This window comes from Natrinema sp. SYSU A 869 (genome assembly GCF_019879105.1).
Classification (GTDB): Archaea; Halobacteriota; Halobacteria; order Halobacteriales; family Natrialbaceae; genus Natrinema.
Window position 1 is genome coordinate 844,770 of sequence record NZ_CP082247.1, and the last position, 15,146, is coordinate 859,915.

At 60.5% G+C, this 15,146-nt stretch carries 12 protein-coding genes and 1 pseudogene; 4 read left to right on the forward strand and 9 right to left on the reverse strand.

What is annotated here, in order from left to right; genetic code table 11:
• The first annotated feature begins 71 nt into the window (after nucleotides 1-71).
• Both K6I40_RS03765 and K6I40_RS03770 read left to right on the forward strand, forming a co-directional pair.
• Nucleotides 72-1,280, forward strand: coding sequence for a glycoside hydrolase family 88 protein (locus K6I40_RS03765; RefSeq protein ID WP_222912910.1), 1,209 nt, complete (start codon nucleotides 72-74; stop codon nucleotides 1,278-1,280).
• A 143-nt stretch (nucleotides 1,281-1,423) separates the two neighbouring features.
• Nucleotides 1,424-1,888, forward strand: coding sequence for a universal stress protein (locus K6I40_RS03770; RefSeq protein WP_222912911.1), 465 nt, complete (start codon nucleotides 1,424-1,426; stop codon nucleotides 1,886-1,888).
• A 36-nt stretch (nucleotides 1,889-1,924) separates the two neighbouring features.
• Here K6I40_RS03770 and K6I40_RS03775 read toward each other — a convergent pair whose 3' ends face one another.
• Nucleotides 1,925-2,650, reverse strand: coding sequence for a TIM barrel protein (locus K6I40_RS03775; RefSeq protein ID WP_222912912.1), 726 nt, complete (start codon nucleotides 2,648-2,650; stop codon nucleotides 1,925-1,927).
• A gap of 26 nt (nucleotides 2,651-2,676) precedes the next feature.
• Nucleotides 2,677-3,785, reverse strand: a pseudogene (locus K6I40_RS03780) (Gfo/Idh/MocA family oxidoreductase).
• Between the two features lie 137 nt (nucleotides 3,786-3,922).
• On the opposite strand from K6I40_RS03780, the gene K6I40_RS27825 reads away from it, so the two are divergent.
• Both K6I40_RS27825 and K6I40_RS03785 read left to right on the forward strand, forming a co-directional pair.
• A complete protein-coding gene (locus tag K6I40_RS27825) occupies nucleotides 3,923-4,423 on the forward strand; it encodes an alpha-glucuronidase family glycosyl hydrolase (RefSeq protein WP_255681371.1) in 501 nt (166 codons plus the stop codon).
• Entirely contained in the window at nucleotides 4,420-6,768 is a 2,349-nt protein-coding gene (locus tag K6I40_RS03785; protein ID WP_255681372.1) for a glycosyl hydrolase 115 family protein, read from the forward strand. The genes K6I40_RS27825 and K6I40_RS03785 overlap by 4 nt, the downstream gene beginning before the upstream one ends.
• A 297-nt stretch (nucleotides 6,769-7,065) precedes the next feature.
• On the opposite strand, the gene kdgK1 is transcribed toward K6I40_RS03785, so the two are convergent.
• From kdgK1 to K6I40_RS03820, 7 genes are all read right to left on the reverse strand, one after another.
• The gene (gene kdgK1, locus K6I40_RS03790; protein ID WP_222912913.1) at nucleotides 7,066-8,007 is read right to left on the reverse strand and encodes a bifunctional 2-dehydro-3-deoxygluconokinase/2-dehydro-3-deoxygalactonokinase; all 942 of its coding nucleotides are present in this window, start codon (nucleotides 8,005-8,007) and stop codon (nucleotides 7,066-7,068) included.
• 721 nt (nucleotides 8,008-8,728) lie between these two features.
• Nucleotides 8,729-8,956, reverse strand: a complete 228-nt coding sequence (locus K6I40_RS03795; RefSeq protein WP_255681373.1) for a hypothetical protein — start codon at nucleotides 8,954-8,956, stop codon at nucleotides 8,729-8,731.
• A 50-nt stretch (nucleotides 8,957-9,006) separates the two neighbouring features.
• Nucleotides 9,007-10,095, reverse strand: a complete 1,089-nt coding sequence (locus tag K6I40_RS03800; RefSeq protein WP_222912915.1) for an ABC transporter ATP-binding protein — start codon at nucleotides 10,093-10,095, stop codon at nucleotides 9,007-9,009.
• Nucleotides 10,095-11,159, reverse strand: a complete 1,065-nt coding sequence (locus tag K6I40_RS03805) for an ABC transporter ATP-binding protein (protein WP_222912916.1) — start codon at nucleotides 11,157-11,159, stop codon at nucleotides 10,095-10,097. The genes K6I40_RS03800 and K6I40_RS03805 overlap by 1 nt, the downstream gene beginning before the upstream one ends.
• Nucleotides 11,160-11,228: 69 nt before the next feature.
• The gene (locus K6I40_RS03810; protein WP_222912917.1) at nucleotides 11,229-12,230 is read right to left on the reverse strand and encodes an ABC transporter permease; all 1,002 of its coding nucleotides are present in this window, start codon (nucleotides 12,228-12,230) and stop codon (nucleotides 11,229-11,231) included.
• Nucleotides 12,223-13,242: an ABC transporter permease gene (locus K6I40_RS03815; protein ID WP_222912918.1), complete on the reverse strand. Its 1,020-nt coding sequence runs from the start codon at nucleotides 13,240-13,242 to the stop codon at nucleotides 12,223-12,225. Before K6I40_RS03815 ends, K6I40_RS03810 begins: the two co-directional genes overlap by 8 nt.
• Nucleotides 13,243-13,285: 43 nt before the next feature.
• Entirely contained in the window at nucleotides 13,286-15,043 is a 1,758-nt protein-coding gene (locus K6I40_RS03820) for an ABC transporter substrate-binding protein (RefSeq protein WP_255681374.1), read from the reverse strand.
• Between the last annotated feature and the right edge of the window lie 103 nt (nucleotides 15,044-15,146).

The window sequence follows — 15,146 nt, forward strand, 5'->3', positions numbered from 1 at the left end:
AACGGTGTGGATCGCTGCCCACCTGATGGAACGGTGGTTTTATGCCTCGATGTGACGCACTGTGCGTCAACATGTCACGCACGCCGACCACGCTGGAAGCAGCGACTGCGGATCACGGGCTTCCGGATCGCTACACTGAACGGTCGACAGTCGACCGAGCGGAGTTGAATGAGGCGTTGTCGGCCGCTATCAATCGTATCGACGATTCCCTCGAGGAGTTCTACGATCGGTTTCCGAGCCCCTCGAGCCAGGGACTCACCTACACGGCGACGGACAACATAGACGGGTGGACCGCATCCTTCTGGACGGGGTTGTGCTGGCTCGCGTACGAGGTCACCGGGGAACGACGCTTTCGGGATGCCGCCGAGACCCAGCTAGAAACGTTCCAGCGGCGGTTAGCAAACGGCGATGTCGGCACCCACGACCTCGGCTTTCTCTATACGCTGTCAGCGGTCGCCGGTCACCGCCTCATCGGAAACGAACGGTACCGATCGATGGCGCTCTCAGCCGCGGATCTCCTCGTCGATCGGTTTCTGGAAGCGCCCGGGCTCATTCAGGCTTGGGGCGACCACGAGGCTACCGACGACTCTTGGGAACTGGGTCGAATGATCGTCGACACCATGATGAATCTCCCGCTGTTGTTCTGGGCGAGCGAGGAAACGGGAGAGTCGCGGTACGCCGCGATTGCGGAGACGCACGCTCGGACGAACGCCCAGCACATCGTCCGGCCCGATGGGTCGACCTACCACACGTTCAAGTGTGACGTCGAGAGCGGGACGCCGATCGGCGGTGAAACGGCCCAGGGGTACGACGCGGACTCCTGTTGGTCGCGGGGACAGACCTGGGCGATATACGGGTACGCGATCGCGGCCGATTACGCCGACGAGGGAGCGTACGCACAGCTCTCGGCAAAGCTCGCTAATTACTATCTCTCGCACCTCGAGGACGACAGCGTCCCCCGGTGGGACTTCGACGCGCCAGCCGAGCGAGATATCCGCGATACCTCGGCCGCTGCGATCGCAGCCTGCGGCCTCGATGAACTCGCCCGACAACTGCCGCTCGCGGACGACCGCGTTCGCGGCTACCGGAACGCTGCCTGCACGACACTCGGTAGTCTCGCGGAGAACTATTCGACGGCGGGGCTGGATTCGAACGGGCTGCTCACAGATGGGGCCTACGACACGTCGGACGGCGACTACGATGAGTGTTGCATCTGGGGCGATTACTTCTACGTCGAGGGGCTCGTCCGAGCGACCGAGCACTGGTCCCGATACTGGTGAGTTCGTCCGGCCATCCGCGGACCCATCGAGGTCGACCGTAGTGGTTGTCGTGAGATTTCCCCTTCGCAGAAAGAGAGAGAGACCAGCTCTCAGCGGATGATACGGACAATACACTTATTTGGGTGACTAATCAAAACGATGGCATGGACAACGCACTTGTTGTCATTGACGACACTGATACGCATCGGACGTTGCTCGAGGAAGCCGGGAAGCTATCCCACGATACCGGCGCAAAACTGACCGTGCTCGCGTGGATAACGCCGGACCAGGTTGACGAGACGGCGGCGAGCCTAGAAGTGATCGAACAGGTCGAGGGAACGTCGTACGGCGAACCCGATTCGAACTCTGCAGCACAGCAGTTCGCACAACAGTTTGCGGATGACGTCTTCGAGTCGGTCGACGATTCGATCGACTTCACTCCCGAGGGAATCGTCGTCGAGGACGACGAACGCGCCGACGAGATTATTGCCGCTGCGGAGCGCCTCGAGTGTGACCACATCTTCATCGTCGGCCGACGGCGGTCGCCGACCGGGAAGGCGCTGTTCGGCGACGTCGCTCAGCGCATCCTGCTCAACTTCGACGGCACCGTGACGCTCAAAATGGACTGAACCAAGTGACGTCGAACTCGTCGGCGTCCACTCCCGTCAACGCCAGTTCAACACTGTGGCCATCGCCTCGTCGGCATCGCCGATCGGCGAGAACTCGCAGCCGACGTAGCCGTTGTAGTCCGTCTCATCGATCGCCGCGAAGATGCTCTCGTAGTCGAGTTCACCGGTACCGGGCTCGTGTCGTCCGGGAACGGCAGCCACGTGGACGTGGCCGATACGGTCGATATTCGCCGTAATGTTTCGGATGACGTCGCCCTCAGTGATTTGCTGGTGATAGACGTCGTACAGCAACCGGACGTTCGGCGAATCGACCTCGTCGATAATCTCGTACCCCTCCTCGGACGTCTCGAGGTAGTAATCGGGGTGATCGACCGCCGTATTCAGCGGCTCCAAAACGATCGTCACGTTCGCTGCTTCGGCGTCGGGCGCGACCCGCGAAAGGACATCGACGATGGCGTCGTGCTGGGTCGCCCGATCCACCCCCTCCTGATCCGGACCGGTTGTCGCGATGAGCGATGGAATACCGAGGTCGGCCGCCGTTTCGATCGACTCACGGATGGTCTCGACGGCGGCGTCAGCCGCGTCGGAATCGGTAAGCGTACCACCCGCGACGCAGCCGATAATCGGGATCTCTGCATCCGCCGCGGCGCTCTCGATCCGCTCGAGATCCTTCTCGCGCCAGTCCCAAAATTCGACCGCGTCGGCCCCGGCCTCAGCGGCCCGCGAGATCCGCTCGTGAAACGGCTCGTCGTCGTATACCATCTCCACGCAGACGGAGATTTCGGCATTCACTCGTCCTCCGTCATCGGGGCGAGAGACAGGTCTCCGGAGTCGACCATCGCTTCGAGCGGGTTATCGTCGATAGTCAGCGGGAGATCGACCCGGCCGCGTCGGCGAGCGGACTCCCACGTGGCGAAGATCAACTCGGTCGCGTTCAGTGCGTTCGCCGCGCCGAGTTCCGGTTCCTCGTCCATCTCGAGGCAGCGAACGTTGTCGGCGATCGCGCGGTCGATGAACTCCCAACTGTGCAGGCCGTCCTCGGTCTCGATCGGCTCCCACTCCTCGTCGCCGGCACGGCGGATTCGGAGCGTCGGGAGATCCTCGTCGCCCTCACCGGATGGGCCGAGTTCAATCGTGCCGTGAGTACCGATCAGCCGATTGTGACAGCCGACAGCGCTCGTCGGACCGTCATCGTCGGCGCTGTCGCTCGTCCCGAGACCACTGACACCGTTCTCGTACTCCCAGAGAACGACAGCCTGATTCTCGTTGTGCGCACCGAAGAGGATGTTCTCCTCACTGTATTCGATCTGGCCCAGCGCCCAGTCGGCAGCGACCTCGTCATTGAAGTAGTTACAGAGGTCGAAGGAGTGCGATCCGTAATCGAAGATGCCGACCGGTGCAGCGAACTCGATCCGCTCGAGATCGCCGATTTCACCGTCGTCGAGCAACTCCTTTGCCGTCCTGACCGCGTCACTGAACCGCCGCTGGTGGTTGAACGTCAACTGGACGCCGTGGCGGTTCGCTTCCTGTACCATCATGCGTGCCCCACCGTAGCTGTCGGCCATCGGCTTCTCGCAGTGGATCGCCTCGACGACTCCCGACCGGATACAGTCGATCGCGATCGTGTCGTGGGCCGCCGGTGGGACACACAGCGAGACGATGTCAGGTTCGACCGTCTCGAGCAGTTCGTCGTACTCCTCGAAGACGTTTCGGCGGCGATCTCGAACTCGTCGGCGAACGCCGCGGCGTTCTCGGGAACGATATCCGCACACGCGACGAGATCGCATTCGGGGTGGTTCTCGTAGGCTGTGGCGTGGTGATACGCCATCGCGTACCCATCTCGGTTGGGACTGTCCGGTTCCGCGCCGGTACCGATCACGGCAACTCGGTGAGACATACGGTTCGGTTCCAGTGAGTGAAATATAATAGTTGTCACTGTTAAACCGTACCGGGTCGGTACTGTTGGGAAATAATTCGCGAACGGCCGGCCATGGTCTTTTTCTCTGCTCGGGACAAATAGCCGAATTGATGGGTATGATAACCGACAGACCGTCAGACGGCGGCGTCCCGATCGTATACAAGGATGCAGTCGCTGAGGTCTACGTCGATGAGGGCGATCATGAGGTCGCAAAGATTGCAGCGACCAACCTCGGTGACGACATCGAGCGCGTCACCGGATGCCGCCCCGCGGTCACCGGGTCACTCGACGATCTCGCTTCGTCCGCCGTGATCGTCGGGACAATTGGTCGCTCCGAGGGCGTCGAGAGGTGCCTCCAAGCGAGCGACGTCGACGTCGCGACGCTGACGGACGAACGGGAGAGTTTCGTCATCGAGACGATTGAAGAACCGCTTCCCGGCCTCGAGTCGTGCGTGCTGATCGCCGGGAGTGATCGCCGCGGGACGGCCTACGGCGCGTACGAACTGTCGAAGCGGATCGGCGTTTCGCCGTGGTACTGGTGGGCTGATGTGCCACCCGAGAGGCGCAACGCAGTCGTCGTCGAGTCGGGAACGTACAGGTTCGGTCCCCCTCGGTGACCTATCGGGGGATCTTTCTCAACGACGAGGACTTCGGGTTGCGGCCATGGGCGGCGGAGACGTTCGCTCCAGAGGAGGCCGACGATCGGCCCGGGATCGGGCCGACAACGTACGCCCGGATTTTCGAACTGCTGTTGCGTCTCAAGGCGAACACCGTCTGGCCGGCGATGCATCCCGATACGAAGGCGTTCTATCGGTATCCCGAGAATTCAGCCGTTGCCGACGAGTACGCGATCATCGTGGGGACGTCGCACTGCGAACCGATGCACAGGAACAACGTCGATGAGTGGGACGACTCCCGCGGCGAGTGGAACTACGCGACCAACCGCGAGCAGATACTGACGTACTGGCGATCGCGTGTCGAAGCCGTCGCGGACGGCGAGAACGTCTTTACCTTGGGGATGCGCGGCATCCATGACTCCGGAATGCCCGGCGAGGAAACTCGAGCGGAGACGGTCGAGTTGCTCCAGCAGGTGATCGACGATCAGCGGCGAGTGCTGGACGAAGTCCACGACCGGCCAGTCGAGGAGATCCCGCAAGTGTTCTGCCCGTACAAGGAAGTCCTCGACGTGTATCGCGGGGGACTTGACGTTCCTGAGGACGTCTGCCTGATGTGGCCGGACGACAACCACGGCTACGTCCGGGAACTACCGCTCGACGCCGAGCGCAAGCGCGAGGGCGGCTCGGGGGTGTACTATCACCTCTCCTACTGGGGCCGTCCTCACGATTATCTCTGGTTGTCCAGCGTGCCTCCGGGCCTCATTCGATCCGAACTGACGAAAGCGTACGACGCCGGCGCTCGCGACTACTGGGTCGTGAACGTCGGCGATATCAAACCGACCGAGGCGGAGTTGGAGTTCGCTCTCGATCTCGCGTGGGACGTCGAGGCAACCCGATCCGTCTCGAGCGACGAGTGGCTGCGGGACTGGGCCGCCCGCGAGTTCGGCGAGACCCATGCCGACGATATCGCCGGGATTCTCGCCGAGTATTATCGGCTGTCGCTAGCCCGAAAGCCCGAACACATGGGCTGGTCGACAGTGTATCCGGACACGCATCCGGACGAGCCGGCGTTCAGTTTCGTCCACAAGGGTGACGAAGCGCGCCGGCGAGTCGAAGCGTTCGAACGCCTCGTCGAGCGGGCGGAGTCGGTCAATGAGGACCTCCCCCCGGAGCGACGGCCGAGTTTCTATCAGCTGGTGCTGTACCAGGTGCGTTGCGCTGCAGCGATGTCGAAAAAGTACCTCCATGCGGCCCGAAGCCGACTGTACGCTGGACAGGGCCGCACGAGCGCAAATCACTATGCCGAACTGGCCAAGCGCGCTCACCGGTGTATCGAAGCCGAGACGCGGTACTACAACGAGGACCTGTGCGACGGCAAGTGGGAGGGAATGCTATCACACCGACCTCGAGACCTGCCGGTATTCGACGCGCCCGCCACGGCGAGTCTCACGCCACGAGAGGGCGCTGCGCTCGGCGTCGCTGTGGAGGGCCGTCGGACGCCGGTCCGCGGGGACGAGAGCACGCCGCCGTCGTTGCCGACGTTCGATCCGGGGGTCGATCCGGACCGCTTCGTCGACGTGTTCGCTCGCGGCGACAAGCCCGTCGAGTGGTCCGCGACGCCCAGTGACGAGTGGATCGACGTCGACGCCACCGAGGGAGTCGTCGAAGACGAACTCCGATTGTGGGTCGGAGTCGACTGGGACGCAATCCCGACTCAGCGGGCGACCGGCGACGTGACGATCGAGGGGGCGGGTGTTGAAAAAACCGTTCGCGTCGAAACGGCGTCTCCGCGGAGCGAACCGCACGGTGACTTCGTCGAGACGAACGGAGCCGTCGCCATCGAGGCGGAGCGATACAGCAGAACCCACGACGGCGACCCGGGTGTCTGGACCCGGTGTGACGTCCCGGGACGCGTTTCGGGGACGACCGTCGCCGTGGAGCCATCGACGTTCTCGAGCCACGATCCAGGGAGCGACGCCGCCCCGCTGTTGGAGTATGACATCGAGCTGTCCACGACCGGCTCCGTCGACATCGAGGTACAGTGCATTCCGACGCAGGCACTCAACGAACAGCGGGATCTGCGGTACGCTGTCTCCGTAGACAGCGGCGAGAGAGCCGTCGTCTCGACTGATCCCGATGGCGGAGAGCACGATCCCCAGTGGCAAGTGAACGTCCTCCGCGGAGCCACAATAGAGACGACGACACACGAGATTGAGACGAGGGGGACGCACACGCTGCAACTCCGAGCGTTGGATCCCGGTCTTGTTGTGGACCGAATCGTCGTCTACGCCGACCGCGACCGTGAGACGTACCTCGGTCCGCGAGAGTCCGCCCTCGAACGGTGATCGACGACCGCGTATTCGGAGCCGCTTTCAACGCTGGTTACAGTCGATTGAAGCGGACCTGCTGGTCGGGTGCGCCGCCTTCGTAGGCTCGGATTGTTTCAGGCGGCATGAACGCTCCCGGCATGATGGGGGTCCCATAGCAGTTGCCCATCTCGATGACAGCGAGTTGAGGGGCGGTGTCGCCAGAAACACCCTACCAGCGAGTCGGACGGATCCGCGTCGAAGATGATTCTCGAGCCGACGAGAACGTCTTCAAAACAGCCAGAAAGCGTGCTGATCAGTGGTCTCCAGCACGGACTACCTATTGATACTCGACTCCCCGTCAGCGATGACCGCTTCGACCTCGGGCTCGGAGATCACTGCCAGATCTCCCTTGATGGTTCGCTTCAACGCTGCCGCCGCCGCTCCCCACTTCAGTGCGCCCGTTACGGATTCGTTGCGGACGTACCGCGAGAGGAACGCGCCGACGAACGCGTCGCCGGTCCCGATCGGGTCGACCGTCTCGGTATCGAAGGCGGATTGCCGAACGAGTCCATGTGCGGTACTCGCGACTGCGCCGTCTGCCCCCCGTGTCACGACGACCGTCTCGGAATCGAACCGCGTGCGGAGATCATCGGCGATGGCTGCAGCCGACCCATCGACGTCGAGTATCGACCGCGCGTCGCGTTCGGGGACGAACAGCAAATCGACCAGCGGGAGAAGTTCCTCGTATGCCGACTTCGCCGTCGATTGCGACCAGAGTTTGCCCCGATAATTAAGATCGAAGGCGGTCGTAGTATCGACGCGCAGGAGTTCGGCGGTCGTTTGATACAGCGTTTCGGAAAGCGCCGGTGTGATGCCTGTAGTAAAGAACACATCCGACGATCGAATCGTGTCGATCGGAACATCATCGGGATCCGTCGTCGTTATCGCCGCATCTTGTCGGTCGTAAATGACGTTCGTGCCACGTGGCTCCCTGCCCTGCTCGATATAGTACGTCCCCTGTCTGCCCTCATCACTCCAAGCGATCGCTGGCGTGACCCCGTGTCCCCGAATATCTGTCGTAACGCGCCGACCAAGCGGTGTCTCCGGAAGTTTCGAGATCCACGTCGTATCAGCACCGAGCCGACTCGCCGCGATCGCGACGTTGCTCTCGGCACCGGCCGTCCGGAACTCGAGCGAGTCCGCCGTTTCCAATCGTTCTCCGTGTTCCGGTGAAAACCGAAGCATCGTCTCACCGAACGTCGTAATATCACCCATCGTACCATCGGATGTCAGAACCCGTCATGCTAGATGAGTTCCGATTCGCGGCGACCGACATAATTCTGGGGATTCTCGCGACGGCTGCCAGCGAGGCGGACTCATCGGACATCTCGAGGGAGTCGGGGAACGATCCCACGAAAAGCCAGCTCTGGCGTTATCGCGGCGTGGAATCGGTCGGTTTGGCTCCTCGGCTGAAGTCTGTTCGTCCAGTGAGTGCGGTGGTCGCCGGACAGTGTGGGAGCGAAAATTGAGCAATGTGTTCTCTTCTCATGCGCTTCTCCACTGATAGAGGAGGTCCGATAGAAATAAACGAAAATAATCGTACAGAACGTTGTTGTGTAGGGGGATACGGGTTACAGACATACGATTGTGATCCTTTCGCTCTCGATATGAACCCACGGATGGCTAGTGCTCATGTGTTATCGCCAGAGACAACAGTAGAACGTCTCGAAGACCGGTTTCGGGAGCCCTCGAAGAGCGACTCGAGTTCCGAGGGGCGAACGATAATGAAACGAACACCGTTCCGAAAGAGAGAACGGTCGACGTACTGGGTGATACTGTCGGACAGAAGTCACTGCAGATTCGATCGCGAAAGTCACTACATACCTGCTCGCATGACAGCTGTGCGATCAGCGTATACTCGTTTCAGTGACTACTATAGTCGAATACCACGGTACCTCGTGAAGGAGACTGGGCTGGACGGAAACGGTGACCGGTGTTACGATCCGTAGTGATACCAGAGCCGATATGCGATGTCTCCGACGACCGTGACGGCGAGGAGTGAGAGGCCCCATAGCCCGAGCACGCCTGCCATCGACCCGTCAAAGAAGAGTATCCCGGCGAGCATCAGCGCGATTGCGATCGCGACCGATATCCGGGACGCTCGACTACCGGGGAGATTCACGGATCGGCGCCGTCTGGAGTTCGATTCGCTAGACGTTTCCATCGTGGTGTTGTCGGTCATATCGGACATGTCTGTTTCGTCGGAACGGCCGCTCACGGTGAATCGACTGGCGGCTCATCCGTTATCTCAGGGCTGTTCCAGTACTCGTGGGTCTCGTCCGCTCGGAAGCACCGAGCGTAGTTTTCTTCATTGCCGTTCGCGTGGATCCGTCCTGGATGTTGGCGTTTACACACCTCTCGAGCGTTCGGACAGCGCGGGTGGAAGTGACAGCCGGAGGGGAGATCCGTCGGATCGGGAACGTCTATTTTCCGTAGGGGGAACTCCTCGTCGTCTTCGTCCTCGTAGAGGTTCGCCGTCGCCCACTGCAGCGCTTTCGTGTACGGATGCTGTGGATTTTCGACGATTTCCTCGACGGTTCCGATCTCGACGATCTCGCCGAGGTACATCACAGCAATCCGTCCGCCGGACTTTTCGGCGATGTACCGCGCGTTCGAGAGATCGTGCGAGATGAACAGGTACGAGGTCTGGAACAGGTCCTGCAGTTCAAGCATGAGGTCCATCATCTCGACGCGCAGGGACACGTCGAGCGCGCTGATCGCCTCGTCGGCCAGGATCAGATCGGGATCTAATAACAACGCCCGAACGAGGACCGCACGCTGTGTTTCCCCGCCACTCAACTGGTGTGGGTACCGGTTGAGATAATCGCCAGGCGGCGACATTCCGACCCGTTCGAACAGCGTGTGGATGCGCTCCTCTCGCTCGTCGCGGCCGAGGTCAGGGTACCACTTCTTCAACGGCAACATTAACGAGGTGAGGATCCGCTGATTCGGATTGAGCGCACTCCCCGGATCCTGGTGAATAATCTGGAGCGAGTGGCGGATTTCGTCGAACGGGATCGACGCGTCGCCGGCCCCGTTTCGCGCCTCCCAGATGTCCTGCCCGCGGTAGCTGACCGTCCCGCTGGTCGGCTTCTGAGCGCCGATCGCCGTCTTCCCGAGCGTCGATTTCCCGCAGCCGCTCTCCCCGATGAGTGTGAGCGTCTCCTGTTCGCCGAGCTCGAGGGACACGTCGTTGACCGCTCTGACCGTCTCGGACTCGCCGAAGATATCGAGCACCCCTCCACCGTCGGTGAACTCGACGGAGACGCCGTCCATCGAGAGCATCGGTTCGGACGACGGCATCAGTTATCGCCTCCGTCAGTCGCGGTACTTCGACCGGTCGTCGGGCGGGTATCGGGCGCAGCGCTAATCGGAACCGCGTCTGCGGCCTCGTCGTAGTAGAAACACGCCGACTCGTGGCTATCACTCACCTCCATCATTGGTGGGTCCTCGGATCGACAGCGGTCATCGGCCATCGGACACCGGGGATGGTACGAACACCCCGGAATATGGTCGACCGGATCCGGCTTGCTCCCTTCGATGATGTTCATCTCGTCGACCGGGACGTTCAGATCCGGCGTCGTGTCGAGGAGCGCACGCGTGTAGGGATGCGAGGCCTCGTAAAGCAGATCGTCCGTCGTCCCGATCTCGACGATGTTGAACGCGTACATCACGGCGATACGGTCGGCGAGCTTGGTCAACAGCGGGAGATCGTGCGTGATGAACACGAGCGTCAGATCGTACTCCTCCTGGAGTTCGCGAAGGAGCGTGACGATCGAGCGCTGCATCAACAGGTCCAGTGCGGCCGTCGGCTCGTCAAGGACGAGGACGTCCGGCTCGAGCACCAGGCTTAGCGCGATGAGTGCCCGCTGTTTCATGCCGCCCGAGAGTTCGTGTGCGTACGAGTTGAGGATTCGGTCGGGATCGAGGTACACGCTCTTCAAGAGGTCGCGTGCTCGGTCCATGCCGGCGGAAATGTCGCGGTTGTGATCCTGCAGGGTTTCCCTGAAGTGCGTTCGAATCTTCGTGACGGGGTTGAACGAACTCATCGCCCCCTGGAACACCATGGCGACCTCTTCCCAGCGGAACCGATCCAGTTCGGACTCGGAGAGTTCCAGCACGGAGACCGGGTCGCCATCTTCCGGATGGAACGTGACGTCGCCCTCCGAGACGCCGGGTTCGACGACGGCGTTGAGAAACGATGAGGCGAGCATGGACTTGCCGCTCCCGCTTTCGCCGATGATCCCGAGCGTTTCGTTGCGGACGACGTCGAGATCGGCGTCGCGAACGACACGCGACTGTCCACGATTCATCTGAAACGTGACGTTGAGGTCTCGGACCTCGAAGATCGTGTCTGTGTTACGCATTCGTTGTCCTCTCGTAGCGAACGGCAGTCAGTGTCATAGTCCTGTCGTCGTTTCCGTCCGTCGATCGGGTCATGCTTCGGACCCTCCGTCGTCATCGATTGTCGACGAGTGGCGCGCCCTGAGCCGGACGTTGAACACGCTGTCCATTCCCTGCGAGAACAACACGAGTCCGAACGACATCAGGAAGATTGTCAGTAACGGGAACGCGAGGAAGTGGTACATGTCCGGCCGGCTCAATGCGTTCCCCTCGTAGGCGATGTTCATCATAACGCCCCAGTTGAACGTCGTGAACGGAAGGATGCCCAGGAAGTACAGCCCGACGGACTCGAAGATGATGCGTCGAGACGCCAGCGCCGAGTTCACCGTTACGTAGGGCATGAGCTGGGCGAGTACGTCTCGACGGAGGATCGTCCCCGTCGAGATGCCCATGATCTGTGACGCCTCTACGTATGACTCCTCTCGGATACTGAGCACCTGCGAACGCACGGTCCTCGCCAGACCGGGCCAGTTGTCAAGTCCGAGCAAGACGCCGATGACGTACGGATTCTTCGGCTGGAAGATCGCGATGAGGACGATGACCAGCGGGAGTCCGGGGATCGTGATAATGATATCGGTGATCGACATCAGTATCGTGTCGATCTTCGAACCCCGGTGGAACCCCGAAACGATGCCGACCAACGCCGCGAATCCGACGCTCACGACCGCTCCGGCGAACACCATTCGGAACATATCCGGCGTCGCGTGGATGAGTTGTGCCCCGATCGGCTGTCCGAAGGTGTCCGTCCCGAGAATGTAATCGAAGTTCTGGAACGGTGGTTCGAGAACGGGGGCGTCGCCGCTCGTCGGTCGGTCGACAAGCCAGACACCGACGGTCCCCATCAGGAAAAATATGGTAACAATTGCCGTTCCGATGGCGGCTCGCCAGTCGGTCATGGCTACCCGGGAGGGGGCGGCGACGTACAGGTCGAACTGACGTCTGAGTCGCTGTGACCTCGGTGTCGGCTCTCGGTCGACATCCGCATCGAAGAGCGTTTCAAGTCCCTCTGTATCGTCTGGTTGTTCACTACTCATTGTTTCCTCCGGACGAGATTCGGGGGTCGATGTATCCATACGTCAGATCCGCGATCAGGATCGCGACGATCGTTACGAGCGTGAAGACGATGAGCGACCCCATGAGTACGGGGTAGTTCCGCACCTGTATGGCGTCGTACACCAATAGTCCCACGCCCGGATAGGAGAAGATCTGCTCGACGATGACGGAACTGCTGAGCACGCCGGCGATACCGATCATGAACTGGGTGTACATCGGCAGGATGGCGTTCCGTCCCACGTACTGGGTCGCGATACGAGAGTTGCGCAACCCGCGTAGCTCCGCGACGCGGAGATAGTCCTCCCCAAGGACGCGGACGGAGTTACCCCGCATCGTCAGCGCCGTGCCGAGTCCGAGAACGCTCATCGAAAGTATCGGGAGTGCAGCGTGAGTAGCGATACTTTGCATGAATTCTAGGTTGAATCCCTTTTCAATACCGAGTCCGTACCGTCCACCCGTCGGGAAGAAATTGTTCCGAATGCTAAAGAAGAAGATGAACAGGATCCCTGCGACGTAGTACGGCGTGGAGTTGAGTCCGATAACGGCGACGGACGACACCGAGTCGAATTGGGATTTTTCCTTGAACGCCATCACCGCCCCGAGCACGATGCTGACAGTGTAGCCAATAACCATCGCGTAGACACTGATGAGCATCGACCACGGGAGTCGTTCGGCGAGTAGCGTCGTTACGGGAGTATTCTCGTAGAGCGACTCACCGAGATCTTGCTCCAGGAAGACACTGCTCATGTACTGATAGTACTGCACGTAAATCGGCGCATCACTCTCTATATTCGTATACTGCGCTACTAACTGTTCGATTTGCTCTGGGTTAATTGTATTCGACGATCCCATCTGCTGGGCGAGGATTTGGTTTCGAAGTGCTTGGGCAGGGCCACCTGGCATCATTTGATACAGAACGAACGTTAGCGTCACTGTCGCGAAAAACGTCAGCAGCGCCTGACCAACGCGTTTTACGAAATAGTTCCCTTGCATGACCTATATCCTGTTATTTTGGGGTTTTATGATCAAGATGGTTCTAGTTCATCGAGATACGTCCGCTCAGTAACGCCGACGGACCCGGATTCGGACGGTCCATCCGGAACTCGTCCTCGCTCGGGAAGTCGAAGTTCTCCACGTCACCGGCGAAGCCACGGTTCTCCTGCAGGTGGATGATCGCGGGCAGATCAAAGTTAACCCACTGAACGAGTGTTCGCGTCAGTTCTCTCGTCTCCTCTTCAGACGATGCACCCTCGAGGTCAACCATGAGCTGCGCCGGGTTAATCTCGACGCCGTTGCCCCCAATCTCCGGTGCGCCAACTTCCTCGGGAATGTCGAGTGAGAACGGCACGCCGGTCGGGCCGGTGTCACTATCGCTGTTGACGTCGCCGGCGAGGAGGCCGTAGAAGTCGTTTGAGAAGTACGCCACGGGGTGCCAGTACGGCAACGCGACGTGCCACATCCAGGCGATGTCGAATTCCCACTCCTGAACCCGTGAGTAGTAATCCTGCCCGACCGCCTCCATCTCCGCGTTCAGTCCGAACTCGTTGAGGTGGTCGGTGAAGACGTTCGTCGGCTGGGACTGTGAAACGGCGGATTGCGTGATGACGGTAAAGTCGGTTGCATCGCCGTCGGGGCCGACCCATTCACCGCCGTCCCTCGAGTAGCCGGCGTCTTCCATGTAGGAAATTGCCCTCTCCTCGTCGGCTTCGACGGGGTAGTCAATGAGGCTGTCGACGAAGTCCTCGCCGAGGTACTGGTCTTCGATGGTCTCTCGGATACCCGTTTGGACCTGCGTTGGACTCGCAAGCATTCCCGTCTGCGCCGCGGCGTCGACGATCGAGGGAATATCGATCGCAGCGATGATTGCTCGGCGAACCGATCGGTTCGCGAGGTGCTTGTTGTTCCAGTTCAGGATGTATTTTTGGCAGTTGTAGTGACTCAGTTCGTAAATGTTCTCGATATTATCGGGGTAGTCCGGGCGCTGGCTCTCAGTGATGTACTGAGTCATGTCGAGTTTGTCGCTCTTCTCGAGTTGCTCGACCTGCGTTCCCGATTCGACGTTCGGATAGACTCGAATCTGCTCGAGATCCGTCTCGTCCGCCCATGGATGGTCCTCCCATTTGATTGCCAGCGTCTCGGAGGAATTGAAGTCCTCGATCTTGAAGAGCGAGCTGCCGTACCCCTCCTCGACGAATTCCTCGGTGTCGATCGTCATCTGGAGGAGCTCATCAGTGACTTCCTGACGGGCACTTTCCCCGCTCGCATCCTCGTAGCGCTCGTAATAGTCTCGGAAGACCGATTTCGGTGCGGACGTCCCACCGCCCGCGTTCGATTTCGCGATGACCGGCGAAACCTCGTCCTTGTAGATCCGCTTGACGGTGTAATCGTCGACCAGTTCGTGGCCTTCGATCGGCGAGGCCTCCGGATTCTGGTAGCGCCAGATCTCCTGTTCGATGAAGTAGTCCTCGGCGGTGATGTCGTTGCCGTTCCAGAAACTCCACTGGTCCGAGAACTCGATCGTGACCTCCCGACCGTCGACGCTGATGTCCTCAAAGAAGTCGGTCGACACGGTCCCGTCGGCGTGTGTCGCGATCGTCCCCTGAAGCCAGTAGATGCTGTAGGTCTGTCCGTAGTTCGATGCGTTCCAGGGGTTGAAATGGACCTGCGTCGGCTGACGACCACCCTCAAACGCTGTGACAAACTCCGTCGCGTCACTGCCGCTGCCGCCGAGACAGCCCGCGAGCGTAGCGGCGACCGTACCGGCGCTCGCACCGATAAACTGACGTCTATTCACGCGGGTGTGATTGTGTCTCATATGACTACGGTTTCACAGTCACAATCTATCCTTATGTATGTTTTGACTAGTTGTAATCGAATGCCAGCGCGCACGATGCTCG

Bases quoted from the DNA above. Each gene is read 5' to 3' on its own strand.
- K6I40_RS03765 (WP_222912910.1), top strand. From the start codon at position 72: ATGTCACGCACGCCGACCACGCTGGAAGCAGCGACTGCGGATCACGGG.
- K6I40_RS03795 (WP_255681373.1), bottom strand. From the start codon at position 8,956: ATGGAAACGTCTAGCGAATCGAACTCCAGACGGCGCCGATCCGTGAAT.
- kdgK1 (WP_222912913.1), bottom strand. From the start codon at position 8,007: ATGGGTGATATTACGACGTTCGGTGAGACGATGCTTCGGTTTTCACCG.
- K6I40_RS03815 (WP_222912918.1), bottom strand. From the start codon at position 13,242: ATGCAAGGGAACTATTTCGTAAAACGCGTTGGTCAGGCGCTGCTGACG.
- K6I40_RS03775 (WP_222912912.1), bottom strand. From the start codon at position 2,650: ATGGTATACGACGACGAGCCGTTTCACGAGCGGATCTCGCGGGCCGCT.
- K6I40_RS03800 (WP_222912915.1), bottom strand. From the start codon at position 10,095: ATGCCGTCGTCCGAACCGATGCTCTCGATGGACGGCGTCTCCGTCGAG.
- K6I40_RS03770 (WP_222912911.1), top strand. From the start codon at position 1,424: ATGGACAACGCACTTGTTGTCATTGACGACACTGATACGCATCGGACG.
- K6I40_RS27825 (WP_255681371.1), top strand. From the start codon at position 3,923: ATGATAACCGACAGACCGTCAGACGGCGGCGTCCCGATCGTATACAAG.
- K6I40_RS03805 (WP_222912916.1), bottom strand. From the start codon at position 11,159: ATGCGTAACACAGACACGATCTTCGAGGTCCGAGACCTCAACGTCACG.
- K6I40_RS03810 (WP_222912917.1), bottom strand. From the start codon at position 12,230: ATGAGTAGTGAACAACCAGACGATACAGAGGGACTTGAAACGCTCTTC.